Below are 26665 nucleotides of genomic sequence, written 5' to 3'. Positions count from 1 at the left end.
GCGGCGCATGCCGCGCCGTCCGGTCACGGTCTGTGGACGAGCACCCGCCACCCGTGCGCGGGCACGAGAGCGGGATCCTCGTCCGGGCCGCCCGCCCCGGCACAGCTCTCCGCGACGGTCAGACGGGAGACGTCCACGGGGAAGCGGTAGGCGTCGTCGCCGATGTTGAGCAGCGTGACGACTTCTCCCGTCCCCGCCTGGCTGCGCAGCGCGAGGGCCCTGTTGGCGACATGCTCGGCCTCCGTACGAGCCCGGACCAGCCAGGGGTGCCGGCGGCGCAGGCCGACCAGCCGCTGGTGGAGCCGGTAGACGGGCATGCCGTGCGACGCCAGGTCGCCCGGGCCGTCGGGGAAGGCGGGCCGGATCGCGTCGTCGCCCCCGGCGCGTTCCTCCTTGATCCCGAGCAACGCCTGCTCGTCGCCGTAGTAGAGGCTCGGCACCCCGCCCACCGTCATCAGGACGGCCAGCGCGTGCCCCAGGTGCCGCGAATCGGCGAGCCTGCTGGCCAGGCGCGTCACGTCGTGGTTGCCGACGAACGTCATCGGCGCGAACACCTCCAGCAGCCGGTTGTGCCGGTCGAGCGCCCAGGCGAGTTCGTAGAAGTTGCCGTCGTTGAGCGAGCTCCAGATGGCCTTCCACAGCTCGTACTGCGTCACCGAGTCGAGCCCGCCCTCGGTCACGTACGCCGCGTAGTCGCCGTGGATCACCTCGCCGGCGAACCAGGCGTCCGGATGCTCGCGCCGCACCCGGGTGACGGCCTCCCGCCAGAAGGCGCGCGGCACCGCGTACGCCGCGTCGAGCCGCCAGCCGGACGCGCCGCGGCCGAGCCAGTGGCCCATCACCCGTACGACGTGGTCGAGGACGGCGGGCTCCGCGTGGTTCAGCGCGACCAGGTGGTCGTGGCCCTCGAACACGGCGAAGCCGCCGGCGCCGTCACCGGGACGGAACCAGCGGGCGGCGGGGGAGTCCGGCCCTTCCGTCAGTGCCCGTGTGAAGACCGGAAACCCCCTGCCCACATGGTTGAACACCCCGTCGAGCAGCACCCGCAGCCCGCGCCGCCGCGCCTGCGCCACCAGGTGGTCGAAGTCGTCGTCGTCCCCGAGCCGGGGATCGACGCGGAAATGGTCCACCGTGTCGTACCCGTGCGTCTCGGACGCGAAGATCGGGCCGAGCTGGAGACCCGTACAGCCGAGGTTCACGGCGTAGTCGAGCCAGCTCTCCAGACGCCGCAGCCGGTGCCGGACCGGCGTTTCCCCGGGTGCCGCCGTCAACGGGGCGCCGGTGAAACCCAGCGGGTAGACATGCCACCAGATCGCGTGGTCGCTCCACGACGTCACATCCGCTCCTCATCGCTCGTCCCTCTGGTCACAGTGTCGCCGTCGCGGCCCCCTCCCGTGCCGGCGGCCCCTCGACGCCGGCGTGCCGTACGAAGGCGGGACGCCCCCGCCCGCAGGCGCGGCAGACGCCACGCGTGCGGTAGTGGTAGCCGACGGCCGCCGTCCCCATCGTCAGCCCCCAGGCGAGGAACCAGGGATAGATGACGTCGAACACCCAGGGAGACAGGCCCTCCAGGGGAGCCTTCGCGAGGCCGAGGGCGACCGCGACGCGCAGTCCCGTGCCGAGGACGCCGACCGGGACCAGCATGACGCTCCCCACGAAGGCGGCGGTCAGCGGCATCCACCGCGGCATGCGCAGCGGTGGCCGCCAGGTCCGGGCGAAACCGAGCCCGAGCGCCATGCCGATCAGCGCCAGCACCCCGGTGTCGCCCAGCCCCGGCGTCCACAGGTGCACATCCCCGAACGCCCGGGGATCGGTGAGGCCGAACGTGCCCCCGAGGCCCCACTGCACCTTCAGCGCGCCGTAGCCGGCCGCGAGCAGCACGGTCAGGTATCCGGCGCGGACGCTCAGCCTCTGCCACGATCCCCGGGCCGGCCACGTCCCCCGGCCCCCGTCGGCGGGGGAGGTGTGGCCCGCGTCGTCGCGGCCTTCGGGCTGAGCCGCGTCGTGGCCCGCAGGCCGGCCGCAACGTGCGCAGGCGCCGCGTGCGCGGCGGCGACGCCGCACGGCGGTCACGAGGAGCGTCGTGCCGGCGGCGAGCGCGGCGGCGCGGGCGGCGGCCATCGGCCAGTCGAAACCGAGGTCGACGACACCGCTCTCCCCGGTGACCGCCGCGATCGCCGCCATGATCCCGCCCACGATGTCGAAGGCGAACCCGCTCGCCCCGACACCGGCCAGCGCGAGACCGGCCACCGCCGCGGCGCCGGTGGCGAGCGCGCCGGTGGGCGCGGGCGGGGACTCCCGAAGGTGTGTCGTTTCCATGACTCCAGGCTCGCGGTCGCGTTCTCGCCGGGCCTCCCCACCGGGCGGGACGCGCCTCCCTCGCACGGGGGAAAGTCGCTTGAGCCTCACGTAGCGTGAGCTCTTAGCGTCGGCGGCATGGAGATCATCGTTCACGACACGGCCACCGCGATGGCCGATCTGCTGGCCGCCCCCCTCGCGGACCGGCCCGCGGCGCTCACCGGAATGCTGCGCCCGATGTGGGACGCCGTGCCCTGGATGCCCGTCGCCGACGTCGTCGGCATGCACCACAAGGGCTCCGGGTTCCGCGTCGACCGGGACGACGAGCGCTACCTGCCCGCGTTGCGGCGGATGCGCGACGCGGGGGTGTGGGAGCAGGTCGGCGACGCGCTCACCGCCGCGTGGAGCCGCCAGCGCGAGGCCGTGCCCGGCATCCGGCACCCCGAGACGCTGCAGGTCTACATCGTCCTCGGCGACCCGGACGCGGAGCACTTGGTGCGGCGCAACCACGGCTACCTCGGCATGAGCGGCAAGGGCCTGGTCTACCTCCTCGTCTGGCCGACGGAGGACAACGTCGGCCGTCTCGGGCACTGCGCCGTCCACGAGCTCAACCACAACGTCAGGTACTCGAACGTCGTCTGGGACCCCGCGACCGTCACCCTCGGCGAGCAGGTCGTCTCCGAAGGGCTCGCCGAGGCGTTCGCCCGCGAGCTGCACGGACCGGAGGGGCTCGGGCCGTGGAGCGTTTCCCTGGACGGGCCCGCGCTCGACAGCGCGTACGCCACCATCACCGGGGCCCTCGACCTGACCGGCATGCACAACTTCACCGCGTACGTGCACGGGGACGCCACAGCGGAGTTGATGGGGCAGCCGCCCGTCGGCCTGCCCGACCACGCGGGCTACCCCGTCGGGCTGCGGATCGTCGACGCCCACCTCGCCGCCTCGGGCCTGACCGCCGCCGAGAGCACGGCGTTGCCCAGAAAGGAGATCCTGGCCAACGCCGGGCTGTCCGCCGCCCGCTAGGCTCGCTCGTCGAGCCTAGGTCAAACGGGTGCAAAGGGGGACGGAGCCGCATGGGTGCCGGACAGGTCGTGCTCCTGCTCCTCGCTGCCGTGGCCGCCGGATGGGTGGACGCCGTCGTCGGCGGGGGAGGGCTGCTGCAGCTTCCGGTGCTGCTCCTGGCCGGCCTCACCCCGGTCCAGGCGCTGGCGACGAACAAGTCCGCCGCGATCTTCGGGACGGGCTCGGCCGCCGTCACCTACGCGAGGAAGACGAAGCTCGACCGGGGGGTGGCCGTGCCGGCCGCGGCGCTGGCGGTCGTGTTCGCCGGCCTGGGCGCCGCCTCGGCGGCCCTGCTCGACGCGGACGTGCTGAAGCCACTGGTGATGATCGTGCTGCTGGGTGTGGGGGCGTTCGTGACCCTGCGGCCGGGGTTCGGCCGCCTGCCCCACCCGCACCTGCGTACGCGTGCGCGGGTGGTGACGGGAGTCGCGGTGGCGGGCGTCGGCATCGCCTATTACGACGGCATCGTCGGGCCGGGCACCGGCACGTTCCTGCTCATCGCGTTCACCTCGATCCTCGGGATGGACTTCGTCCACGCCTCCGCCACGGCGAAGGTCGTCAACACCGGCACCAACCTCGGCGCGCTCGCCGTCTTCGCCGCGCAGGGCCACGTGGTGTGGGCGCTCGGCCTGGCCATGGCCGCCTGCAACATCGCCGGAGCGCAGATCGGCGCACGGATGGCGCTCAGCCGGGGCGCGGGGTTCGTCCGCGTCGTCCTGCTGTGCGTGGTGGCCGCCCTGGTCGCCAAGCTCGGGTACGACCAGTTTTTCGATCGATAAGATCGCCCAGGCCGAGCCCGTGGCCGGCGCCTCAGCCGTGGGGTTCCACCACGACCTTGAGCCCGCGCCGGGAGACGGCGGCGGCGAAGGCGTCCGCCGTGGCCGCGAGCGGGAAGTGGTCGGTGACCAGCGACGACACGTCCACCGACCCGTTCTCGACGAGGCGGATGGCCCGGGGATAGGTGAGGTTCATCCGCCGGACCAGCGCGAGCGTGAGGCCCTTGCGCCGGGCCAGCGACGCGGGGAACGACGTGCGGTCCTCGTCGGGGATGCCGGCCAGCACGACCCGGCCGCCGGGCCGGGCCGCGGTCATGGCGAGGCGCACCGCGTCGTCGTCGCCCGCCACCTCGAAGGCCACGCGTACGCCGAGGCCGTCAAGCCCGTCGATCCCGGTCCACGCGGCGGGTCCAGCATCCTCGGGGGACAGGGCGTGGTCGGCGCCGAACCGCAGGGCGGCGGCGCGACGGTGCGGCAGGGGATCGACGGCGACCACCGTCGAGGCGCCGGCGAGCCGGGCGAGCCGGACCACCAGCAGCCCGATCGGCCCGCACCCGACGACGGCGACGGGCGCCCCGAGCCCCATATGTCCCAGGTCCACGGCGTGGATCGCCACACCGAGCGGTTCGAGCATGGCCCCGTCGCTGTCGGAGAGCGCGTCGGGCAGCGGGTGCAGCAGGTCGTCGGGCCAGGCGAGCCACTCGCGCAGGCCGCCGTCGAGCGTGCCGTGCCCGGCGAAGCGGACATCCGGGCACAGGTTGCCGTACCCCGTCGCGCACACCCCGCACGTGCCGCAGGGGATGGCGGGGTCGACCGCGACCCGGGTGCCGTGCCGTGGGCCGCCCTCGATCACTCCGGCGATCTCGTGCCCCACGACGAGCGGATCGTCCAGCACCGCGTCGCCGATGCCGCCTTCGGAGTACCAGTGCAGGTCGGAGCCGCACAGGCCGACCGCGGTGACGCGCACCAGGCTCTCGCCGGGCCCGGGAACGGGCCGAGGTTCCTCGGACAGCCGGATGTCGCCCACCTTGTGCAGCCGGGCGGCCCTCACGGCCTGATCCCTCGCGCCATCGCCGCTCCCCCTCGATCCGTCCTCCACCTTGATCGTAACCCCGCGCCCGATCGGGGGCTTCGCCGGCCTTGGCCGTCGAAGCCCCCGCGTCACCGGTGTCCGGCGTGCCGGCGGGGGCCGGCGTCAGAAGCGATAACGCAGGATCCAGCCGGCGTTCCTCCACGCGGGGACCAGGCCTATCAAGGCCACCAGCAGCCGGTAGTACAGCGGGGAGCGTCTGAGCAGGGAGGCGTCACCTGGGCTGCCGACCTCCGCGAGGCGAAGCCGGCGATGGAATCCTTCGACGTCGCGCGGGTCGCCGGGAAACCACTGTTCGGCGATCCCGAACTTCGTGAAAAGCGGCACGGGCCGTTTCTCCCGCTGCTTCCTCACCACAGGGGAGGTGATGTTGAAGCAGATCTCGCCGCTGGGGAAATGCTCGACGATCTGGGTGAGGATCCGCCGTACGTCGTGTTCGGGGAGGAAGTTCAGCAGGCCGTCGGCGACCACGATCGCGGGTCTGTCGCGCGGGACAGAATCGAGCCAGCCGGGCTCGGTGACGGACGCGCCGACGGCGGTGTGACCGGGACGCGGGGGGTACAGCCGGCCGGCGATCTCGACGACGTCCGGGAAGTCCACGTCGTACCAATGGTGGCCGTCTCCCGGGTCGACGCGCCGGACACGGCTGTCGAACCCGCAGCCGATGTCGAGGACGACCGCGCCCGGCGTCCGGCCGAGAAACGCCCTGACCCAGTCGTCCATCATCCTCGAGCGCACCCCGACCGCGAAGCGTCCGAGACCGAGCGGCTTGAACTGGTCGAAGTCGAAGTCCAGCAGGCCGATCGCCCGCTGGGCCCACTCGTCGCCGAGGATCGGGTGCCGGTCCCGGCTGTCGAGCCAGCGCAGGTAGAGCTCCAGAAGCGCGGTGACGCGCACTCCCGTGAAGTCGACGGGGATCTTTCGCATGAGGTCCTCCCGGTGGTCACACCGGCCGCTCGTCCCCGCGGTAACCGGTCTGGTGGAGCACGGCCAGCAGAAAGTCCCGGATCTCGTCCTCGCTGCTGGTGTCGGGCTGGGTGGTGAGGTGCGTGCCGACCGCGCCGGTGAGAATCGTCTGGATGACGCCGAGGTCGGCGGAGGGGGGGAACCTTCCGCGATCACGCGCGTGCTCCAGGCTGGCGCGGATCGCCTCCTCGCGCCGCCGGATGCTTGCGTTCCAGTACGCCTCGCGCAGGGCCGGGTAGTCGTGGAGCGATGTCATCAGCCGGCGGGTGAGCCGGCGTAGCCGGGGCCGGGCCAGGTGGTGGGCCCATGCGGCGAGCATCTGCTCGATGTCGACCGGCTCCGGCGGCGGGGGCGACGCGTCCTGGCCCGCGCCGATCGCGGCGACGAGCAGCCGGATCTTGTCCGGGAACCGCCGGTACACCGTCGCCCGGGTCACGCCGGCGCGGCGGGCGACCTGCTCGATCGTGACCGCGTCGATCCCGCGCTCGATCAGCAGATCCACGGCTGCCGCGAGGATGGCCGCGTCGATGTCCGCGCTTCGCGGACGTCCCGGCGGCCGCTCTCGCTCCGCTTCCCCCATATTATTTACAATACAGTACAGCTCTGTATTGTAAATGTCGTCGGTGCGGTCGGTTGGGGCTGGGACGGCTGCCGGCGAGCACAACGCGCTCGAGGCGGTCCGGTTGCGCGGAAGGTCTCTGCGGCCGCTGAGGGCGGCCAGAAGCGCGCGGAGCGGTCCGGGGGCATGCGGGAGACGAGCCGGAGGGCCAGGGGGAGGAGCCGGGCGGGGACGGACACGCCGAGGGCCGGGCCCTGCCGGGCCCGGCCCTCGGAACGTTCCCGCACGGGGTCTACGACCGGGCCTGGCCGGTCATCTGCCGTGCCTGGTCGCGGGTCTGCTCGGTGACCTGGCGCGCCTGGTCGCGAGCCTCCTCGCCGGTGGTCCTGCTCGCCTCCGCGGCCGTCTCGCGCACCTGCTGGACCGCCTGCCTGGCGTCCTCGCCCACACGCTGCGCGGTCTCCTGGACGGCCTGCTTCACCGGCTCGACCATCTCCCCGGCCCGGTCCTTGACCTGCACGGCCGCCCGTTCCTCGGCGGAGGTCTTCGGCAGCAGGCTCGCGGCCAGCAGCCCCGCCCCGAAGGCGATCAACCCCGTGGCGAGCGGGTTGCCCTGCGTGCTGCGCATCGCCTGCCGCGGCGCGTCGCGCACGGTATGGGCCGCCTGCTGGGCGCCGTGCCGCACCATCTCGCCCGCCTCGGCGGCGGTGCCGCGGACCGTCTCACCGGCGTGCGCCGCGGCGTCCCGCATCGTCCCCGCGGCCTCACCGGCCTGGTCGCGAACCGTGTGGGTGGCGTGTGCCGGCACTCCCATCACCTTCTCCCTCACCGATTGCGCCGCCTGGCGCACCCTGTCCGTACGGCGCCGCACGATGCGCGCCGGGCTCGTCCGGTCGGCGAGCCGGTCCACGTCGGCGGCGAGTTCCGCGCGCGTGACCTCGATCTCGGCCCTTATCTCCTCTGGGCTCGCGCCCATCGCACGTCCTCCTTCAGCGTCTCGATGGTCTGCTCGGGCGTGGGGTTCACCTCGCGCATGCGCTCCTTGCCCCGTGCGAACAGCACCCCGCCGATCACCGCCCACACGGCCGCGACGATGAGCGCGGCCCAGGCCAGGTCCATGACGTTGCCGAGCCCGAACACGACGGCCAGCGTGACGAGGAGCGCCACCATGTATCCGGCGAAGCCGGCCCCGCCGAGCATTCCGGCGGCCTTGCCGGCCTTGGCGGCCTCCTGCCGGATCTCGGCCTTGGCGAGCTCCACCTCCTGGCGGAACAGCATGGACAGGTCCTCGCCGATCTCCCCGACCAGCTTGCCCAGTGAGGGCTCGGCGGGTGGGCTGGGGTAGCTCATCGCGGGCCACCTCCGTCGCCCGGCGTCCCCGGATAGCCGTCCGCGTCGCCGTCGGGGTGGCCGTCCCGGATCTCCTCGGACGGGTAGCGCGCGCCGGTCGTGTAACCGGTCCCGGTGCCGTCGCGCGTTCCGTCACCGGCTCGATAGCCGTCTCCGGTGCCGTACGACGGTGAGGCGGTCACGCCGGTTCCAGGGCCTCCGGTGCCCGTGCTCCCGCTCACCGACTCTCCGACCAGGGTGTGCTGCGTGCCCGTGCCGTACGTGGTCGGCGGGCGGGTGCCGTACGGGGCGGACGAGGGCGATCCGGAACCGTATGCGGCGCCGCTTCCGCCGGCGTCGGTGCCGTATGCGGTGCCGGAGTCGAACCGCCTCGCGGCACCGTCGGCGTGGGGGTCCTCGGCCGAGGTGACGGCCTTGACGGCCCGTCCCACGAGGAAGCCCGCGACCAGGGCGCCGGCGAGGAACAGCCCAGGGCGACGCCGCGCGAAGTCCTGTACGTCGCGCACCGCGCCGTGCAGGCCCTCGGTCTCCAGGTAGTCGGCGGCGCGGTGACCCTGCTCCGCGACCTGCTGGACCACGCCCCGCATGGGGGAGTCGGGCTTGGCGTTGTCGCCGATGGCCTCCAGTTCGCCGGTCCACTGCCGGATCGCGCCGGCCGCGCGCCTGCTCTGGTGCCGCGCCTGCTCGTCGGTGTGCCTGCGCAACTGGTGGAGAACCTGCCGAGTCTGCTCCCTGGCCTCGTGGGCCACCGTACGCGCCTGGTCCTTGGCGGTGACCGCCACCTCGCCGGCGGCGGTCCTGGCCTCGTGGGCCGTCTCCTGCGCCGCCTGCCGGACCTGCTGCGCGGTGCCCTGCTGCGGGGCGCCCTGATATCCGGTCCCCTGCTGTCCGGCCTGCTGCCGGCCGGCGCCCTGCGGCAGCTCGCTTCCCCCGGCGTATGTTCGCGTCTCGGTATGGAAGTCGCTCACTGAAGCCTCCTTGGGTCGAAATCGTCCCTGGAGCGGCGAGCTACCCCTGAAGTCCGAACGGACGCACAAAGTGCTCAAAAAAGTCAAAAAGGCGTATAGGTCTGGTCAAGTGTCCTGCGTACAGGCCTGAACGGGCGGGGCGGGGGCGGTGCGGCCCCCCGGGTGGGAGGCCGGGGACGTGCCCGGCGCACGGTTGGGAAACGGTGGCCTCTCTTCGGCGGAGATGCGGGAAAGCAAATTGGAGAGCGCTTTCCCAGAGCCTGGACCCCGATGGCCGCCCTGTCAAGGCCGGCCCTCGACGCGGCGGAAATCCGCAGTTCAACGGGGGAAATCGCGGTCGGAACGGTCGGCTGCGCGGGTGTGGCAGAGGGCCGCCCCTTGACACTCTCCGCCTTCCGCGACACTCTCCTCCTTGGAGAGCGCTCTCCAAACCGATGGCGGTGAGGAGAGCCCGTGCTCGCGTGGCCGACGCCTGTCACCTGGGGCGACTCCCGCACTTGCGGGGGCCGTCCGCGCCGCGCTGTCGCAAGACCGCGCTGTCACAGCACCGCGCTGTCACAGGCACAAGGACCGTTCACCCCCCAGACCGCCGCCCGCACGGGCGGGCGGTCGCACCCGCAAGAGTGAGGACAACACCCGTGCGCAGACGCAAGCCATATCTCTTCGCCGTCGCCGGAGCCCTCGTGCTCGCCGCGACCGCCTGCGGTGCCGACGACTCGTCGTCCAAAGCCGGCTCGGCCGGTGGGAGCGCGGCCCAGACGATCACCTACTGGGCGTCCAACCAGGGCACCAGCCTGGAGAACGACAAGGAGGTGCTCAAGCCCGAGCTGGACAGGTTCACCAAGGAGACCGGGATCACGGTGAACCTGGAAGTCGTCCCCTGGGCCGACCTGCTCAACCGGATCCTCGCCGCGACGACGTCGGGCAAGGGCCCGGACGTCGTCAACATCGGCAACACCTGGTCGGCCTCGCTGCAGGCGACTGGGGCGTTCGTGCCGTGGGACGACGCGCTGCTCAAGACGCTCGGCGGCAAGGAGCGCTTCCTCGGCCCCAGCCTCGCCGCGACCGGCGCCCCCGGTCAGCCGCCCACCGCCGTGCCGATCTACGGCATGACGTACGGCCTCTTCTACAACAAGAAGATGTTCAAGGAGGCCGGCATCGACAAGCCGCCGGCCACCTGGGACGAGCTGATCGCCGACGGCAGGAAGCTGACCAAGGACGGCAAGTGGGGGCTCGCCGTGGAGGGAGCGAGCGTCAGCGAGAACGCCCACCACGCCTTCATCTTCGGGCAGCAGCACGGCGCGGACCTGTTCGACGCCTCCGGCAAGCCGCACTTCGACTCCGACCAGGAGGTCGCGGCCATCAAGCAGTACCTCGACCTGATGGCCGCCCACAAGATCGTCAACCCGAGCAACGCCGAGTACGCCAACGGCACCGAGGCGGTGCAGGACTTCGTCTCGGGCAAGGCCGGCATGCTGATGTGGCAGTCGATCGCCACGCAGCTCAAGCAGGCCGGCTGGTCCGAGGACGACTACGGCCTGGCCCCGATCCCGCTGCCCGACCCGTCGCAGGGCGGCAAGCAGGTGAACGCGATGGTCGCCGGCATCAACCTCGCCGTCTTCAAGACGGCCGCGAACAAGGACGGGGCGCTGAAGTTCGCCCGGTTCATGACGTCCAAGCAGACCCAGCAGAACCTCAACAAGGCGTACGGCTCGCTGCCGACCGTCACGGACGCCTACGACGACCCGGCGTTCGAGAGCGAGACGATCAAGACGTTCCAGCAGATCCTCTCCACCACGGCCGCGCCGCTGCCACAGGTGGCGCAGGAGAGCCAGTTCGAGACGCTCGTGGGCAACGCGATGAACCAGCTGTTCGCCGACGCCGCGAGCGGCAAGCCGGTCACCGAGGAGGCCGTCAAGGCCAAGCTGACCGAGGCCAACCAGCAGATGGGCGGCTGAGCGGCCCGGTGACCCGGCGCCGGGCGGAGGCTCCGCCCGGCGCCCCGACGCAGACCCTCGACATCGAGAGGAAGTCCGTGACTCCTCCGTCCCCTGAAGAGGACGGCTCCTCGCTGTCCCCGGCCGAGACGGCCGGGGCAGGCGACGGCCAAGCCCTGACCGATGCCCCACCGGGGCGTACAAGGACGGCATCAGGCGAGCGATCCCCCGGCCGGACGGATCCGGCGGTCCCCGCACCGGATTCGACGGTGGCGCCCGCGACGTCCAGGCCCGCGACGTCCCGGCCCGCGACGTCCCGGCCCGCGACGTTCCGTCCCGCCACGTCCCGGCCCGGCGCGGGACGAAGGCCCGCGTCTCCAGACGGCCCGCCGCCTCCGGGCGGGCGGCGGCGGGGGCCCGTAGACCGGGTCCCGGTGCGGTTGCGCCGCGTCGCCCTGCCCTACCTGCTGATTCTTCCGGCCGTGCTGCTCGAACTGCTCGTCCACCTGGTGCCGATGCTGATCGGCATCGGGATGAGCTTCCTGAAGCTCACCCAGTTCTTCCTGCGCAACTGGTCGGCCGCGCCCTTCGCGGGGCTGGACAACTACAGCGTCGCGGTCGACTTCGACAGCGCGGTCGGCCGCTCGCTGCTGCACTCGTTCCTCGTCACCGTCGTGTTCACCCTGCTCACCGTCGGGCTGTCGTGGCTGTTCGGCATCTGCGGCGCGGTGCTCATGCAGGGCTCGTTCCGGGGCCGGGCCGTGCTGCGCGCGCTGTTCCTCGTGCCGTACGCCCTGCCGGTCTACGCCGGGGTGATCACCTGGAGCTTCCTGCTCCAGCGCGACCCGGGGCTCGTCAACCACGTGCTCGTGGACCAGTTGCACCTGTTCGGCGAGCGGCCGTTCTGGCTGATCGGGGCCAACAGCTTCTGGTCCCTCATCGTGGTCTGCGTGTGGCGGTCGTGGCCGTTCGCCTTCCTCGTGCTGATGGCCGGGCTGCAGAACATCCCCGACGACCTGTACGAGGCGGCCGCGATCGACGGCGCGGGCTGGGGACGGCGGCTGCGCGCGGTGACGCTGCCCATGCTGCGCCCCGTCAACCAGGTGCTCGTGCTGGTGCTGTTCCTGTGGACGTTCAACGACTTCAACACGCCGTACGTGCTGTTCGGCAAATCGGCCCCGCACGAGGCGGACCTGATCTCGATCCACATCTACCAGAGCTCGTTCGTCACCTGGAACTTCGGCTCGGGCTCGGCCATGTCGGTGCTGCTCCTGCTGTTCCTGCTGCTGGTGACCGCCGTGTATCTGGTGGCGACGTCGCGGAGGAGGAGCGATGCGTGACCCCCGATGGCTGCCCTGGGCGCGGTGGGCCGGTCTCGGCCTGCTCGGCCTGTTCACCCTGACCCCGCTCTACGTGATGCTGACCTCGGCGATCAAGCCGCTGCGGGACGTGCAGGGGGACTTCCACTGGATCCCCACGACGATCACGCTCCGTCCGTTCGCCGACATGTGGCGGACGGTCCCGCTGGCGCGTTACTTCGCCAACAGCCTGATCGTGTCGTCGGTGGCCGCGCTGGTGTCGGTCCTCATCGCGATCTTCGCGGCGTACGCCATCAGCCGCTTCCGCTTCCCCGGCCGCCGGATCTTCTCGGTCACCGTGCTGTCGACGCAGATGTTCCCCGGCATCCTCTTCCTGCTCCCGCTGTTCATGATCTACGTGAACCTCGGGACCGCGCTCGGGGTCGAGCTGTACGCCAGCCGCACCGGGCTGATCATCACCTATCTGACCTTCTCGCTGCCGTTCTCGATCTGGATGCTGGCCGGATATTTCGACTCGATCCCCACGGCCCTGGACGAGGCCGCCCAGGTGGACGGGAGCGGCCCCATCGGGGCCCTGCTGCGGGTCGTCCTTCCCGCCGCCACCCCCGGTATCGTGGCCGTCGCGATCTACGCGTTCATGACGGCGTGGGGGGAGGTGCTGTTCGCCTCGGTCATGACCGACGAGTCGAGCCGCACGCTCGCCGTCGGCCTCCAGGGGTACGCCACCGAGAACGACGTCTACTGGAACCAGATCATGGCGGCCTCGCTGGTCGTCAGCGTCCCCGTGGTGGCCGGGTTCCTGCTGCTGCAGCGCTACCTCGTGCAGGGCCTCACCGCGGGCGCCGTGAAGTGAACGCTCACCGTCACCACCACCCTCGAACCAAGGAGAACCAGCGAATGGAGCCGCAGCGCGGCCACGCCCCCGATGTAACCGCTTTCAACGATTTCGTGTGGGGCGTCGCCACCTCGGCCTACCAGATCGAGGGCGCGGCCCTCGAGGACGGCAGGCTGCCCTCGATCTGGGACACCTTCTGCGAGGTGCCCGGGGCGATCGACGGCGGCGACACCGGCGAAGTGGCCTGCGACCACTACCACCGGTGGCGCGAGGACGTCGGCCTGCTCGAACGCCTCGGCGTCGACGCCTACCGCTTCTCGGTGGCCTGGCCGCGCGTGGTGCCCGACGGCACAGGACCGGTGAACCCGCGCGGGCTCGCCTTCTACGACCACCTCGTGGACGCCCTGCTCGACGCCGGCATCCGGCCGTTCGCGACCCTCTACCACTGGGACCTGCCGCAGGCGCTGCAGGACCGCGGCGGGTGGCCCGAGCGCGACACCGCCCAGCGCTTCGCCGACTACGCCGCCGTCGTGGCCGAACGGCTCGGCGACCGCGTCGCCGACTGGACGACGCTCAACGAGCCGCTGTGCTGCTCCTGGCACGGGCACCTGGAGGGCTCCATGGCGCCCGGGGTGAAGGACCTGGAGGCCGCGGTCCGCACGTCCTATCACCTCCACCTCGCCCACGGCCTGGGCACGCAGGCCGTACGGGCCGCGGCGCGGCTGACGCCGTCGATCGGGATCGTCAACAACCTCAGCCCCTGCGACCCGGCGACCGACAGCGAGGAGGACCACGCCGCAGCGCGGCGCCTCGACGGGCACGTCAACCGGTGGTGGCTCGACCCGGTCACCGGCCGCGGCTACCCCGAGGACATGCTCGCGGTCTACGGCGTCGACCTGCCGATCCGGCCCGGCGACCTGGAGACGATCGCCGCCCCGCTCGACTACCTGGGCGTCAACTACTACTTCCGGCAGGTGGTGGCGGCCGACCCCGAGGGGCCCGTGCCGTACGCGCGGCAGGTCGAGGTGCCGGGGGCGACCACCACGGCCATGGGCTGGGAGGTCGACGCGGGCGGTCTGGAGCGCCTGCTGGTGCGCCTCGCGCGGGAGTACGCCACGCCCCGTCTGTACGTCACCGAGAGCGGGTCCGCCTGGCCCGACACGGTCGGCGCCGACGGAACGGTCGACGACCCGGAGCGCCTGGCCTATCTGGAGGACCACATCGCGGCCTGCGGCCGGGCCATCGAACAGGGGGCGCCGGTGGCGGGCTACTTCGCGTGGTCGCTGCTGGACAACTTCGAGTGGGCCTACGGATACGACAAGCGGTTCGGCCTGGTGCACGTCGACTACGGGACCCAGGCGCGGACCGTCAAGTCGAGCGGCCGGCGCTACGCCGAGATCATCGGAGCGAGCAAGCGGCTGCGGGTGGCCTGAGAGAGGCGAACGGGGCGCAGGTGGTCCGTCAGGCCGACTCGCGGACCACCAGCGTCGGCTGCATGATGATCGAGGTGACCTGGAAGTCCGGGTCCGCGGCGTGCGCGAGCAGCAGGCGGGCCATCTCGGCCGCCATGTCCTCCATCGGCTGGCGCACGGTCGTCAGCGGCGGGCGGCAGGTGACCGCGGCGCTGTCGTCGAACCCGATCACCGCGACGTCCTCGGGCACCCGGCGCCCGAGGTCGCGCAGCGCAAGCAGCGCGCCCTGCGCCATGAGGTCGTTGGCGACGAAGACGCCGTCGATGTCCGGGTGCTCCTTCACGAGCCGGTGCATGCCGGCCTCTCCGCTCGCGGGCATGAAGTCGCCCTCCACGGCCGGCACGTACGGGTGGCCGTGGCCGGCCATGGCCTCCTGGAATCCCGACAACCGGTCCTGGGCGGCGGGCACGTCGAAGGGGCCGCTGATGGTCGCCACCCGCCGGCAGCCGCGCGCCACCAGGCGATCGGCCGCCAGCGCCGCGCCCGCCCGGTGGGCGAGGTCGACGTAGCTGATCGGGATCGGCCGGGCGGGCCGCGCCCACAGCACGGCGGGCAGCCCGGCGTCCACCAGCAGCTTCGGCAGCGGGTCCTCGCCGTGCGTCGAGACCACCAGGGCGCCGTCGGCGCTGCCCTGCCGGAGGAACGACACGACGTCGTCGCGGGTCTGCGCCGAGTCCGCCAGCATCAGCACCGGGTGGATGCCCCGCGGCCGCAGATATCCGACCACGCCGCTGGCGACCCGGCCTAAGAACGGGTCGGCGAAGACGCGGGACTCGAACGGCTCGCCGCCCTTCGCGTCGCCCGCGCCCGACACGACCAGCGCGACCGCTCCCGTACGGCGGGTGACGAGCGAGCGGGCGGCCCGGTTCGGCACGTAGCCGGTCGTCGCGATGGCGCGGTGCACCGCCTCCTGGATGTCCGGCGCGACGTTGCGGATACCGTTGATCACGCGCGAGACGGTCGCCCGGGACACTCCCGCCACCCGGGCCACGTCCTCCAGCGTGGGGGCTCCCGACGTATGCGGGAGATCGGTGCTCATGCAGCCATTTATAGCACGAGGTGGAGAGCGCTCTCCGGTATCGCGGGAGCGGCGGCGGAGCATGGTGACCACGCTCGGGGGCCGGTCCGCCCGGACGCGTTCGGGCACAAGGGCCAGGAGCGGGTGCGGGGTGGGATCGTCGGCGAGCTCCAGCGGTAGTAGCAGGCGTCGCCGCAGGGGGTTGTGCTCCACGACGCCGCGAAGGTGCTCAGCCGTACGGACGATCACCGCGACGGACAGGCCGAGCTCCTCCTGGACCCCTCGCTCGATCGCGGCGGCGATCGGCTCGGCGTCCCCGTCCGCGGTGAACAGGGCGCACGCGAGATGGGGCATGGCGACGCGCTCGGAGCGTTCTCCCTTTATTCGCGGGGCTTCTCCTCCGTGCCAGCCGGCTCCTCTGGGGGGATGGACGGCGCGGTGGCGGTGTCTTCGCCGTTCTCCTCGCCCGCGGCGCTCTCCTGGCGGGCCAGAGCGGTGCTGCCGTCCGGGCAGGTCACCGTATGCCAGCCTGGTGGCCATACGTGATCCGGATGGTCGGCGATTTGAGTCCACTCGGCCCTGCTCATCCTAGATCCAGTGAAGTCGGTGACGGTCACCCCATCGAACACGACGTCGCTGGTGAAGGTCGCCTCGTCGAACCGAGCGAACTCGGTGAAGGTCGCCTCGTCAAACCAGGCGTTCCCGTGGAAGGCCGCCTCGGGGAACAGGGCATGGTCAGTGAAGGTCGCCTCGCTGAACCGGGCGTTCCCTGAGAAGGTCGCCCTGAAGAAGACAGCGTCCAGGGTGAAGGTCGCCCCGTCGAAATCGGCCTCCCCCGTGAAGGTCGTCCTGCTGAACCGCGCGCCGCCGGTGAAGGTCGCCCCGAAGAACCAGGTGTCCCCGGCGAAGGTCGCCCCGTCGAATTGGGCCTGGCCGGTGAAGACCGCCCCGTGAAACGAGGTGTCCCCGGTGAAGACCGCCCCGTCGAATTGGGCCTCGGCGAGGTGGGCCTCAGCGAGGTCAAGGTCGATGAGGGTGGCGCCGGTCAGGTCGATGCGCATGCCGGGCCAGTGGCGGGGCTGCGACGGGAGACTCGCACGCTGGTCGGGGCGTTCGTCCCGCAGGTGTTCGGCCAGGATGGTCTGGGCGGTGAGGCGGACCTGCCGTTCTCCCTCTGCTGGGTCGGGATCGGCGGGGGCGGCAACCTGCCAGGGGCCCGGCGTCGATGGGGCCGACCGCTGGGGGCCGGGCCTGCGGGGCGGCGTGTAGGGCATGCGCAGGTAGGCGCAGATGACGTTGACGATGGTCTGCCGGTGGCCGGGGTTGTCTTGGGCCAGGCGCTCCAAGGCGTACAAGCCGGCCAGGCGGACGGCAGCCTTGTCATGGCCGAGCTGCTCGGCGGCTTTGGTGTACAGCTCGGTGACACGGCGCTCGGTGGCGTCGTGGGTGGCATGGGCGGTAGTGATCTCCTGGTGACGCTGGCGGCGGAACGACAGGGCCAGGGTGACGGCGGCGCCGACGCCGGCGCCGGCGGCCAGCGCGGTGCGCAGGGCCTCCCCGCGCGCGCTGCCGGCCTGCCCCGGCGGGGCCGCGGGCAGGCCGGTCAGCAGCCACCACATGGTGGCAGCCACCGTGCTGCCGACCAGCAGCACTACTGGCAGGATCCACCAGGCTGCGGCGCGGGGGGTTCGCGGGGGCTCGGGCGGCGAGGCGAGCTCGGCCGGACGGCGGCGGGACAACCAGGGCATGTGGTCATTTCATCCGGTTGCCGGTGGGCCCGCCAGGTATCACGGGCGTGCCCGGGCGCCACAGGCCGCACTTGAGCGGGCTTTGTGGAGCCGTCACCGCGCGATGAGCAGGCGTGGTGGGGGACGGCGCGTTGGTGCGGGTTGTTGCGGCGGTCGGCGGGAGCGTCGCGCATCAATTCCTCGGGGGCTATTTCCATTCATGTGGCAGAAGATCGTGATTTTCCCGACATGAAAGGAGCGGCTCATGGCCAGATGGCGCGTCGCCCTCGCCCTTGAGATGACCCTGTTGCCCACCCTGGGCATCATGGCTCTCGCGACGGGCGGGACAACCGCGAACGCGGAGTCGGTGGCCCCGGCGGCCACGCCGACGCCTGCATCACGATGTCACGAAACGCCCAGCAAGGCGACCTGCGACAACACTGATCCGGAGACCACCGGCTGCTCAGCGGGTGCCTACACCGTGGGAAGCTCGACGCTCTGGTTCCACAACACCCGGGGTGAGCGGACCGTGGCCGCGAACGCGACGATCGAGTTGCGCTACTCGCCCACGTGCAAGACCAATTGGGCTCGGGCGACCGTCAACAGCCGGCCGGACCGCGGTGACGGTCTGGTGAGTGTCGAGCTGTGCCGAGGCAGCGGATCCACTGACTGCACCGACCAGTACAGCGCGTACAACACCTGGGCCTACTCCGACCAGCTCTACGCACCGAATGTGGTCGCCTACGCGTATGGCTGGTGCTGCGCCGGCAACGGGTCCGGCGGGGCGTCCGGGTCCTTCGGCGCCTGACACGCAGGAGCGGCGGCAGCCGGACGCGGCGCCGCCGCAGAGGCCGGGGGCATCAGACGCGGATGATGCCGGGAGCATCGGCGATGGCATGACAAAGCCTCGCCGGGCTTCCGCCGGGCGCCCCTCCGTCGTCCTTCGCGCAGGCGACGGGTGGACGCCCCTTCCCCTGCGGACTGTCCGTCTACCTGCCACGTGAGCGACTTCGATCCTTTAGCAGGCCCGAAAGCAGGCGTCGGGTCGACGGTTTCAGAGCCGGCGGCGCCGCTGTCACCCGTCCCTCGCGGATACGGGAGGCGACCTGTGCTTCGAGCCCTTGGTTTCCCGGCGGCCAGCCGGTCTGCCCTCGCACTCATCCCCCGACGGTGCCGCATCCGCGAATGGAGTCGATGTGTACCTTTGGTCATCGCGAACAGCACGATGCGTCGTGCGAAGCGCCACGGCCCTGGTGGTCTCGCTCGGCCTGTTACTCGGCGGCACTGAGGTTCCCACCGAGGCCGCGCCGTACGCCGGGACGATCGAACAGACGGCGCCGCGTCCCGGCAGGGCCGTTCCGGAGGGCACACGTCCGGCCGGAAGCCCGGTCGTGCCCGAGGGGGACGAGATCGTCTTCGGGGACGGCGACACCTCCGGATACCACCTGTACGCGGCCGGGCCGGCGGACGGCTGGACGTGGCACGCGCTGGCGACCATCCAGCCCGGCCACGGCGAAGACGAACGCTGGATCGGACAGCAGTGCCTGACCGGCGACGGGCGCTGGGTGGTGGTCGTCGTAGCGCCGTGGAGCGCGGCGAACTCCGAGGCGGGTATGAACAGCGGAGGCATGGCGTACGCGGTCGACGCGCACACCGGCGCCGTACGGCCGCTCGCCTCCGGTGTGTCGCTGGCGTACTTCAATCCTGGCTGCGGCACCGGCAGCGAGGTGGCGCTGACCAGCTATCTGGGCCGGGACCAGCGCCCGACCCGGGTCGGCGTGCTGGACGCCGCCAGCGGACGCCGGACGCGGACGACCACGGTGCGGGCGGAGGTCACCTCGGCCGTCCCGGCCGGCGATCGCATCGTAGCGGCGCGAGGCGGCGACCTGGTGGACGTCACCGATGACCGGATCGCTGCGCTGCATCGGTTCCCGGGCCGGGTGACCGACGTGACGCCGTCCGCCGGTGGAGGCGTCCACCTGGTCGCCCACGTGGGCGGGACCGGTGAGGCCTGGGGGTGGGCGGCCGGTCATGGCCGGCGCCTCGCCACCGGTACGTCCATCGCCCTGCACCTGCACAACGGCCGTTCGGGCCGGACGATCGTGTCCGGCGCCGCCCATCTGGAGGCCGGCTCCGGTCTTGTCTCCGCGCCCGCGGCCGTCGATCCGGATTCGGTATCGCTGTCCGGCGGTGCGGCGCTGCCCGAGCAACGCGGCAAGGACGGCAAGCGGGCCGACATCCTCCCCAGGGGCGCCGCCGGCCCGACGGCCCGCAGGCTGCCGGCTCCACTGCCGCTGCGCACCACTGCCCTGCCGAAGCTACGGCTCGATGGCGGCACAGCCGCCCAGACGCTCGGGATGGACGGCGAGTACGCCTGTGCGGTGTCACGCAACGACGTGTTCAAGCAGGTGTGGCAGCCGACTTCCGAACAGGTTCTGTGGGCGGTCAGCCAGGCCGTCCAGGGTGCGCTGAAGCCCGGACTCGCCGGTGCGCGGCCGGCCCATGTGGAGATGTACGCCCGGGACGCCGGCAAACCCCTCGCCCCGGGATACCCCAGTGAGGACTTCCCCCTGGTCTCCGGCGCGCCCGCCGTGCCGCCACTGGTGCTGTACGGCATCCTCGCCCAAGAGTCCAACTTCAGCCAGGCCAGCTGGCACGCGCTGCCGGGCCGGTCGGCGAACCCGCTCATCGCCAACTACTACGGCACCGGCACCGACGGGACCTCGATCGACTACTCCCAAGCCGACTGCGGGTACGGCATCGCCCAGATCACCGACGGTATGCGGTTCTCCATCGGCGCCACCATCCCCAGCGACCAGCAGGTGCGCGTGGCCGTCGACTACGCCACCAACATCGCCGCGGCCGTGACCGTCCTGCAGGACAAATGGCTGCAACTGCACAGCCTCGGCATCACCATGAACGACGACGACCCCACGAAGGTGGAGAACTGGTACGCCGCCATCTGGGGATACAACTCCGGAGTGCACACCGATCCCGCAGACCGCAAGGGGCTGGGCTGGTTCAACAACCCCGCCAACCCGATCTATCCACCGCGGCACGCCTTCCTGCACGACGGGACGCAGGTGACGTACGGCGATGCTCGCACGCCGTCCCATTGGCCCTATCAGGAGCGGGTCTTCGGATGGATCGACGTCCCTCAGATGGACACCCGCGGCTATCTGAAATACCGCGGCTCCTATGACTGGGACGACGGGGTCGGCCGGTTCCTGCAGGTCCCCGGCCCCACCACGTTCTGCGATGTGGGCATCAACTACTGCCTCCCCGGCCAGGTCGGCGGATCCTCGGACCCCTGCCCGTCGGAAGACACCCTCTGCTGGTGGGACAGGCCGGTGACCTGGACGGACTGCGCCACCTCCTGTACCACCTCCACGCCGGGCAACGCGCCCAACGGTCACGCCTACTTCCCGCAACCCGGCGCCGCGGAGCCCCACGCCGACCCGGACAGCGCGACCTGCTCCCTGACGGGATCGGCCGACCCGGGGGCGAACGCGATCGTCGTCGACGACACCGCCCTCGGCGACGGAAAGAACCCCGCCCGGTTGACCCCCAACCTGATGAACTGCGACAGCCACGCCCCCGGCGCCATCGCCCCGGCCTCGGCCGACGCCTCTTTCCGCCTCGTCGGACCCGACGGCGAGGACGTGCTGAACACCCCCTCGAGCGTTCCCGCCATCGACCTCCATCAGATCGGCGGTGGCGCGGCGGGGCATGTTTTCTTCACCCACACCGGCGGGACGGCGTACGCGGATACCGAGGTGCGCGGGCAATGGGCGGCGACCCTGACCGCAGACCCCACTTACGGCACGGTCTACCAGGTGAAGGCATTCGTACCGGACGTGGCGGCCGCCACGGGTCACGCCACGTACGAGATCGACACCAGCGACCTCAACGAACCCGACCTTCCCGGCGCCGAAAACAACAGGGGACTACGACGCACCATCGACCAAGGCGGATACGTCAACGCGTGGGCACCACTCGGCTACTACCTGTGTGGCGGCCCCTCTTCCACCACGTCGACCGGCCCCTCCTCGTGCCGGATGACCGTCACCCTGCGCTCGATCACACCGGATGACGACGGCACCCAGGGATCCGACACGGCATTCGACGCGGTCGCCTTCGTGCCCGTGCCGACCGGAGGATACGTCGCCTTGGGCGACTCCTACTCCTCGGGCGAGGGCCTCGGCGGCGGCGACAACCTGTCCCCCGCAGGCTGGGAAGACGGCACCGACGTATCGCAGAACAACCCGGGCGACCACGGAAACCTGTGCCACCGGGGCACCTACAACTGGCCCTACCAGGTCGCCATCGACAAAAACCTGCTGAACTTCATCGACCTGACCTGCTCCGGCTCCAACCTGGGCGACGTCGCCGGCCTCCGGTACTACATGGAGGAAAGGATCGACGAGTGGATCCCAGGACTGTACACCGCATGGTTCCTCGACGACGGGAAACTCCACGAGACACCCGGTTCGGGTAACGACTGGATGACCGACATCCCGAACAACGAGAGGGCGGGGTCCGCCTTCTTCGGCGAGCCCAGCACCCAACTCCAACTGCTCCGCGCGCTGCGGCCCAGGCTGGTCACCCTCACCGTGGGCGGCAACGACGCAGGGTTCGCCGACGTCATCAACACCTGCCTGCACCCGCCCTCGTGTCTGGAGGTCTACGGGGCGGGCAGCGGGCAGGACAGGCTCGACGCCCGGATCGACAGCCTGAAGAGCTTCCTGACCACGGCATACCAGGACATCGCGGCCGCGGCGGGTGGGGCGGACAAGGTCTACGTGGTGACCTACCCCGGCATCCTCACTCCGCCCGATGAGAGCGGGGATCCCACCGCCACCGACTGCGTCGGCATGACCGATGCCACCCGTCGCTGGCTGCGGCCGAAGGTGACCCGGCTCGCAGGTGTGATCAAAGCCGCCGCCACCGAGGCCCACATCCACTCGATAGACATCAGCGGGCTGTTCGACGGCCACGAGGCCTGCACCGGCGACCCCTACATCACCCTCCCGAACCTGCTCTACGCGGGCTCATGGCCGGCGTTCGACAACTGGTTCCACCCGAACCAGGCCGGCTACGACGCGATGAGCAGACAGATCGCGAGACAGATCACGATCCCCTGAACGGGCGAGCTCGGCCGGGCACCGAAAACGAGGTCCTGCCTTCGTAGGGGCCCTGCGGCCGGCGTGGCGCGGACATGGGCGGCACGCTGGGCCGCGTGCCTATAAGCAGGACTTTGTTCACCATGATGGGCCGCTGGAAATGCCGATGGGCTACGGCCGCCGAACCCCGGGTCGACCACCTACGCCTCAAGACCGAACACCGCGGAGACTCGCCGTGCGAGATGCTCCTCGGTGCCCCCGGAAGTCACCCTGAGCCCGTAGAGGCCCAGATGGCGGGTCTGCTCGCTGAGCCGGTCGGTGAACAGCGCGTCGCGCTGGAGCAGGTTCTGCAGCGCGCGCTGCGGGTCACCGGTCTTGGCGAGGAATCCCCATGCCGGTCCGCCACGACTGTCGAACACCGCCTGGCGGAACTGGGGAGTCGGCAGCAGCCACACGGCATGGCGCACTTCGGTGAGCAGGGGTCGGACGAGGCCGGGCAGCAGCCGGAATCCCTCGGCGACCACCGGCCGGTCGGCGGGGAGGGCGAGAAGGTCTTCGACGATCAGCTTGAATCCTTCGCCGTGGAACCAGTGGAAGGTATCGAGCATCTCGCGCGGACTTCTGACCACCCAGCGTTCGTCCATGTCCATGGCGGCGAACCTGCTCAGGTAAGGAGCTTGTTCCACGGGCATGCGGCGGGCGTGGTCGGGCATGACCGCGTCGGTATCGTACAGACGCATCCCGTACCGGTCGGCCAGGCGCCGGGCGATGGTGGTTTTTCCGGACCCGCTGCCGCCGCCGATCCAGTAGACGTGGCGCAGCCGTTCCCTCCAACCGCTGGGAGAAGCACCTTCGTGCGGTGCAGAGTCCATTCGTCAGCTCCTGTCGAGTGCCTGCCCGGAGGCGTTGAGAGCCCGCCCAGAGCGTCTCGCAACTCGTTGTTAGCAGATCTTCCGTTTACGGGACCATCGGGATAGGCCCGCAGGGGACTGTTGTGCGTGGAGACCGGCGGGCGGAAGCCCCAGGGGCCGGTTCGCGGTGACGTCCCAGAGGCGGATCCGGGCGCTCATCGGCGGGCGAGGTCGATCCGGTCACCGATGTGGAGCATGCGATGATCGGGTCCGCGCCCATCGCCGCCGAACTGACATGGTGAACGTCCCCGGCCCGGCGGGGCGCACCTCGAACGACACGTGAGGAAGAGCGACAGGAATGCCCGACGACCTGGCACTTCGACCCGTCACCGAAGCCGACCTGGACGCCTTCGACTCGGCCTTCCAGAGCGAGAGCGGCGCGACTGCGCACCAGTGGTTCGGATTCACCCCGACCATCGCGCTGCGGGAGGCGCTGCGCACCCGCGGGCTCCTGGCCGGAGCCGACAACATGCTCGCCGTGACGGTGGACGGCGAGCTCGCGGGGCGGGTCGAGTGGCTGGAGCGGCGCTGGGGCCGCCGTGACACGTCGCTGTGCTGGGAGATCGCCGTGGGCCTGCTGCCGGACTGGCGGGGCAGGGGAATCGGGACCCGGGCCCAGCGGGAACTCGTCCGCTATCTGTTCACGCACACGCGGGTGGAACGCGTGCAGGCGACCACCGACCCGGAGAACGCGGCCGAGACACGGTGCCTGGAGAAGATCGGATTCCGGCTCGAAGGCGTGGTGCGGCGTGCCCAGTGGCGAGGCGGGCGCTGGCACGACCAGCTCCTGTACTCGATCCTGCGGGACGAGTTCGACCTCGCGTCCGGATGAGCCGGAAAATCCGCTGCCAGGGCGGCACGGCGGGGGACAAGATGAGACATGCCCATCGATGATCTTCCTGGTGCCATCCGGCTTCCCGACGGCACCCCGGTGCGGGGCCGCGGCCTGAGACGTCCCACGCCGCCGGGCGTCCTGCCCGACCACGGCCTCTACCTGGGCGGCCGGCGGCTCAGGCACAAGCACGACCCCGGCCTCACCTGGCCGCACGAGTGGATCGACTGGCCCGACTTCCTCCTGCCCCGTGACCAGGAGCACGCGATCGGCCGCATCAGGGCGCTGCACGAGCACGCGCGTGCGGGCCGCCGGGTCGAGGTCGCCTGCGGCGGGGGAGTCGGGCGTACCGGCACCGTGATCGCGTGCCTGGCCATCCTGTCGGGCCTGCCCGCCGACCGGGCCGTCGCCTGGACCCGGGCCGAATATCACCCGCGGGCCGTTGAGACGCCCTGGCAGCGCCGCTGGGTGCTGCGCTTTCCCGCGTCCTGACAGACGAGCCGCGCCGCCGGGCGGGGGAGGGAGGCCGGTCGCGGACGTCCGAAATCCGTATGGTTGGGTGCCCTTGTGCTTGTGGACGTGCTGGGGCTGGCCGGGGTCGGCCTGGTCGCCGGAGTGGTCAGCACGGTCGTGAGCCTGGCCTCGATCGTGTCGTACCCCGCGCTGCTGGCCTTCGGCCTGCCGCCGCTGGCCGCGAACGTCACCAACACGGTCGCGCTGCTGTTCACCGGTGTGGGGGCGGCGGCCGGGTCGCGGCCCGAACTGGCGGGCCAGGGACGTCTCGTCGGCCGTCTCGGCTTCGCCGCCGCGCTGGGCGGTGCGGCCGGCGCCGGGCTGCTGCTGGTGACGCCGTCGCGGACGTTCGAGATGGTCGCCCCGTGGCTGGTCGCGGGCGCCTCGCTGCTGCTGTTGCTGCGCCCGCCACGCCCCGGCCAGGTGAGCCTCGGCGGGGAGGGCGGCCTGGGGCTGCGCGTGGGCGTCCTCTGCGTCGCCGTCTACACCGGCTACTTCGGGGCCGCCGGCGGGATCATCATGTTCGCCGTGCTCGCGGCGGCTCTCGACCGGCCGGCGGCGGGCGTCAACGCGGTCAAGAACGTCATCTCGGCGCTCGCCAACGCCGTCGCGGCCGTCTGGTTCGCCCTCTTCGGGCCGGTCGACTGGGCGGCGGTGGGCCCGCTCGCCGTGGGGTTCCTCGTGGGCGGCTGGCTCGGCCCGGCGGTCGCGCGCCGCCTGCCCGGCCAGACGCTCCGCCTCGCCGCGGCCCTCTGCGGTCTCGCGGTCGCGGTCAAGCTCGGCGTCGACGCCTACCGTGGCGGCTGAGCGGCGATCCCGGGTGGCTCCGCCGCGGCGACGGCCTCGGCGTGCCGGGCCCGCAGGCGCTCCCGGATCTCCTCAGGCGCGTACGCGCGCCGCCGGCGCTCGGCCCGGGCGATCACCACACCGGTCGCCGCGACACCCGCGAAGGCCGCCAGACCGAGTACCTTCCACCAACGCATGTGCCTAGGCTACTGCCGTGGCTCATACGCGGATAAGTCTCGACAAGGCGCTCGAACTAACCCGTACCGGCGACCTCTGGGTGTTCCGCGGACGCAGTGTGCCGGACCGCGCCATCCAGGTCACCACCAACAGCCCGGTGAACCACGTCGGCATGGCCGTCGTCATCGAGGACCTGCCGCCGCTCATGTGGCACGCCGAACTCGGCCGGTCGCTGCCCGACATGTGGTCGGGCACGCATCAGCGCGGCGTCCAGTTGCACGACATGCGTGACGCGGTCTGCGTCTGGGCGGCGAGGTATGGTCAGCGCGCCTGGCTGCGGCAGTTGGAGCCGTCCGCCGGCAGGGAGATGGAGGACGCCGTCCTGCGGACGATCGCGCGGCTGGACGGCACGCCGTTCCCGTCCACGGCCCGCCTCGCCGGGCGCTGGCTGCGCGGGCGGCTGCCATCGCTCCGGCGAGGAGCACGGGACGGCGCTCGGGACGGCACGAGAGACGGCGCCCGGGACGCCGCGCTGGACCGTGCGCTGGAGACGGCCTACTGCGCCGAGGTCGTCGCCGTGACGTACGAGGAGATGGGCCTGCTGCCCGCCGGCCGCCGCCCCAACTGGTATGACCCCGGAAGGTTCTGGAGCGGCGACAACCTCGTTCTCGGCGAGGGGCACCGGCTGGGCGGAGAGATCGCGGTCGACGTCCCCGGCGGCGAGGCGCCCTGACGGGGCATCGGGGGGACCGGTCACACCTACTCGCCGGTACGCACTCGTTCCGAAGTTTTTCTCACGGCCGTCAACCTAGAGCAACCAAGGCGCGTCAGGTGTAGGCACCGTTCGTCCAGACCCGGAGGGCAGAGCCCCATGCCTACTCCTGAGATGAGACGCGAGGATCTCGCCGGAACCACCGACCGAGAGCGGCAGGCACGTCTCGCGCTC

Annotated in this window: 24 protein-coding genes; 12 read left to right on the top strand and 12 right to left on the bottom strand. The window is 71.5% G+C overall.

All coding sequences use genetic code 11. From position 1 onward, the window contains the following. Nucleotides 1–23: 23 nt before the first annotated feature. Both HHX35_RS34150 and HHX35_RS34145 read right to left on the bottom strand, forming a co-directional pair. Entirely contained in the window at nucleotides 24–1337 is a 1314-nt protein-coding gene (locus tag HHX35_RS34150; protein WP_182902778.1) for an alpha-amylase family protein, read from the bottom strand. Between the two features lie 28 nt (nucleotides 1338–1365). Further along, the gene (locus tag HHX35_RS34145) at nucleotides 1366–2319 is read right to left on the bottom strand and encodes a hypothetical protein (RefSeq protein ID WP_182902777.1); all 954 of its coding nucleotides are present in this window, start codon (nucleotides 2317–2319) and stop codon (nucleotides 1366–1368) included. Nucleotides 2320–2436: 117 nt separating this feature from the next. Here HHX35_RS34145 and HHX35_RS34140 point away from each other — a divergent pair, with 117 nt between their 5' ends. Together HHX35_RS34140 and HHX35_RS34135 are read left to right on the top strand one after the other, a co-directional pair. Continuing rightward, nucleotides 2437–3321, top strand: coding sequence for a DUF2268 domain-containing protein (locus HHX35_RS34140; protein ID WP_182902776.1), 885 nt, complete (start codon nucleotides 2437–2439; stop codon nucleotides 3319–3321). 50 nt (nucleotides 3322–3371) lie between these two features. After that, the gene (locus HHX35_RS34135; protein WP_182902775.1) at nucleotides 3372–4139 is read left to right on the top strand and encodes a TSUP family transporter; all 768 of its coding nucleotides are present in this window, start codon (nucleotides 3372–3374) and stop codon (nucleotides 4137–4139) included. 31 nt (nucleotides 4140–4170) lie between these two features. Here HHX35_RS34135 and HHX35_RS34130 read toward each other — a convergent pair whose 3' ends face one another. The 6 genes from HHX35_RS34130 to HHX35_RS34105 all read right to left on the bottom strand — a co-directional run bounded on the left by HHX35_RS34130 (nucleotide 4171) and on the right by HHX35_RS34105 (nucleotide 9069). Continuing rightward, nucleotides 4171–5187 (bottom strand): zinc-binding dehydrogenase, encoded by a 1017-nt coding sequence (locus HHX35_RS34130; RefSeq protein WP_182902774.1) that lies wholly within the window; start codon nucleotides 5185–5187, stop codon nucleotides 4171–4173. A gap of 144 nt (nucleotides 5188–5331) precedes the next feature. After that, the gene (locus HHX35_RS34125; RefSeq protein ID WP_182902773.1) at nucleotides 5332–6153 is read right to left on the bottom strand and encodes a class I SAM-dependent methyltransferase; all 822 of its coding nucleotides are present in this window, start codon (nucleotides 6151–6153) and stop codon (nucleotides 5332–5334) included. 16 nt (nucleotides 6154–6169) lie between these two features. Then, a complete protein-coding gene (locus HHX35_RS34120; protein ID WP_182902772.1) occupies nucleotides 6170–6772 on the bottom strand; it encodes a TetR/AcrR family transcriptional regulator in 603 nt (200 codons plus the stop codon). Between the two features lie 271 nt (nucleotides 6773–7043). Next, nucleotides 7044–7727, bottom strand: coding sequence for a DUF3618 domain-containing protein (locus HHX35_RS34115; RefSeq protein WP_182902771.1), 684 nt, complete (start codon nucleotides 7725–7727; stop codon nucleotides 7044–7046). Beyond that, a complete protein-coding gene (locus tag HHX35_RS34110; RefSeq protein ID WP_182902770.1) occupies nucleotides 7703–8101 on the bottom strand; it encodes a phage holin family protein in 399 nt (132 codons plus the stop codon). The genes HHX35_RS34115 and HHX35_RS34110 overlap by 25 nt, the downstream gene beginning before the upstream one ends. Further along, a complete protein-coding gene (locus HHX35_RS34105; protein WP_182902769.1) occupies nucleotides 8098–9069 on the bottom strand; it encodes a hypothetical protein in 972 nt (323 codons plus the stop codon). The genes HHX35_RS34110 and HHX35_RS34105 overlap by 4 nt, the downstream gene beginning before the upstream one ends. A gap of 638 nt (nucleotides 9070–9707) precedes the next feature. On the opposite strand from HHX35_RS34105, the gene HHX35_RS34100 reads away from it, so the two are divergent. The 4 genes from HHX35_RS34100 (at nucleotide 9708) to HHX35_RS34085 (ending at nucleotide 14593) form a co-directional block, all read left to right on the top strand. Next, complete coding sequence (locus tag HHX35_RS34100; protein ID WP_220506220.1) at nucleotides 9708–11027, top strand: extracellular solute-binding protein; 1320 nt, start codon at nucleotides 9708–9710, stop codon at nucleotides 11025–11027. 413 nt (nucleotides 11028–11440) lie between these two features. After that, nucleotides 11441–12346: a sugar ABC transporter permease gene (locus HHX35_RS34095; protein ID WP_310739498.1), complete on the top strand. Its 906-nt coding sequence runs from the start codon at nucleotides 11441–11443 to the stop codon at nucleotides 12344–12346. Then, nucleotides 12339–13178 carry a carbohydrate ABC transporter permease gene (locus HHX35_RS34090; RefSeq protein WP_182902766.1) on the top strand — a complete coding sequence of 280 codons (840 nt, stop codon included), beginning with the start codon at nucleotides 12339–12341 and terminating at the stop codon, nucleotides 13176–13178. Before HHX35_RS34095 ends, HHX35_RS34090 begins: the two co-directional genes overlap by 8 nt. Nucleotides 13179–13222: 44 nt before the next feature. Next, nucleotides 13223–14593, top strand: coding sequence for a GH1 family beta-glucosidase (locus HHX35_RS34085; RefSeq protein ID WP_182902765.1), 1371 nt, complete (start codon nucleotides 13223–13225; stop codon nucleotides 14591–14593). A 28-nt stretch (nucleotides 14594–14621) separates the two neighbouring features. Here HHX35_RS34085 and HHX35_RS34080 read toward each other — a convergent pair whose 3' ends face one another. Both HHX35_RS34080 and HHX35_RS34075 read right to left on the bottom strand, forming a co-directional pair. Continuing rightward, nucleotides 14622–16004 carry a substrate-binding domain-containing protein gene (locus tag HHX35_RS34080; protein ID WP_182902764.1) on the bottom strand — a complete coding sequence of 461 codons (1383 nt, stop codon included), beginning with the start codon at nucleotides 16002–16004 and terminating at the stop codon, nucleotides 14622–14624. Nucleotides 16005–16030: 26 nt separating this feature from the next. After that, nucleotides 16031–17398, bottom strand: a complete 1368-nt coding sequence (locus HHX35_RS34075; protein WP_182902763.1) for a pentapeptide repeat-containing protein — start codon at nucleotides 17396–17398, stop codon at nucleotides 16031–16033. Nucleotides 17399–17642: 244 nt separating this feature from the next. Between HHX35_RS34075 and HHX35_RS34070 the strand changes: the two genes are divergently transcribed. Together HHX35_RS34070 and HHX35_RS34065 are read left to right on the top strand one after the other, a co-directional pair. Continuing rightward, nucleotides 17643–18185 (top strand): DUF2690 domain-containing protein, encoded by a 543-nt coding sequence (locus HHX35_RS34070; RefSeq protein WP_182902762.1) that lies wholly within the window; start codon nucleotides 17643–17645, stop codon nucleotides 18183–18185. A 424-nt stretch (nucleotides 18186–18609) separates the two neighbouring features. After that, nucleotides 18610–22521: an SGNH/GDSL hydrolase family protein gene (locus HHX35_RS34065; RefSeq protein ID WP_182902761.1), complete on the top strand. Its 3912-nt coding sequence runs from the start codon at nucleotides 18610–18612 to the stop codon at nucleotides 22519–22521. 179 nt (nucleotides 22522–22700) lie between these two features. On the opposite strand, the gene HHX35_RS34060 is transcribed toward HHX35_RS34065, so the two are convergent. Beyond that, nucleotides 22701–23372, bottom strand: coding sequence for a shikimate kinase (locus HHX35_RS34060; protein ID WP_182902760.1), 672 nt, complete (start codon nucleotides 23370–23372; stop codon nucleotides 22701–22703). Nucleotides 23373–23709: 337 nt separating this feature from the next. Between HHX35_RS34060 and HHX35_RS34055 the strand changes: the two genes are divergently transcribed. From HHX35_RS34055 to HHX35_RS34045, 3 genes are all read left to right on the top strand, one after another. Continuing rightward, nucleotides 23710–24243: a GNAT family N-acetyltransferase gene (locus HHX35_RS34055; protein ID WP_182902759.1), complete on the top strand. Its 534-nt coding sequence runs from the start codon at nucleotides 23710–23712 to the stop codon at nucleotides 24241–24243. Nucleotides 24244–24291: 48 nt separating this feature from the next. Beyond that, nucleotides 24292–24735, top strand: a complete 444-nt coding sequence (locus tag HHX35_RS34050; RefSeq protein WP_182902758.1) for a protein-tyrosine phosphatase family protein — start codon at nucleotides 24292–24294, stop codon at nucleotides 24733–24735. An 81-nt stretch (nucleotides 24736–24816) separates the two neighbouring features. Next, nucleotides 24817–25563, top strand: coding sequence for a sulfite exporter TauE/SafE family protein (locus HHX35_RS34045; RefSeq protein ID WP_310739497.1), 747 nt, complete (start codon nucleotides 24817–24819; stop codon nucleotides 25561–25563). Here the strand turns inward: HHX35_RS34045 and HHX35_RS34040 are convergent. After that, nucleotides 25548–25739, bottom strand: a complete 192-nt coding sequence (locus HHX35_RS34040; RefSeq protein ID WP_182902757.1) for a hypothetical protein — start codon at nucleotides 25737–25739, stop codon at nucleotides 25548–25550. The two genes, HHX35_RS34045 and HHX35_RS34040, sit on opposite strands and share 16 nt — an antisense overlap. A gap of 32 nt (nucleotides 25740–25771) precedes the next feature. Here HHX35_RS34040 and HHX35_RS34035 point away from each other — a divergent pair, with 32 nt between their 5' ends. Beyond that, nucleotides 25772–26452: a hypothetical protein gene (locus HHX35_RS34035; protein WP_396781405.1), complete on the top strand. Its 681-nt coding sequence runs from the start codon at nucleotides 25772–25774 to the stop codon at nucleotides 26450–26452. Nucleotides 26453–26665 lie beyond the last annotated feature (213 nt).

The sequence above is a fragment of the Microbispora sp. H10830 genome, assembly GCF_014161375.1.
Taxonomy (GTDB): domain Bacteria; phylum Actinomycetota; class Actinomycetes; order Streptosporangiales; family Streptosporangiaceae; genus Microbispora; species Microbispora catharanthi.
This window is presented reverse-complemented; position numbering and strand designations above follow the sequence as displayed.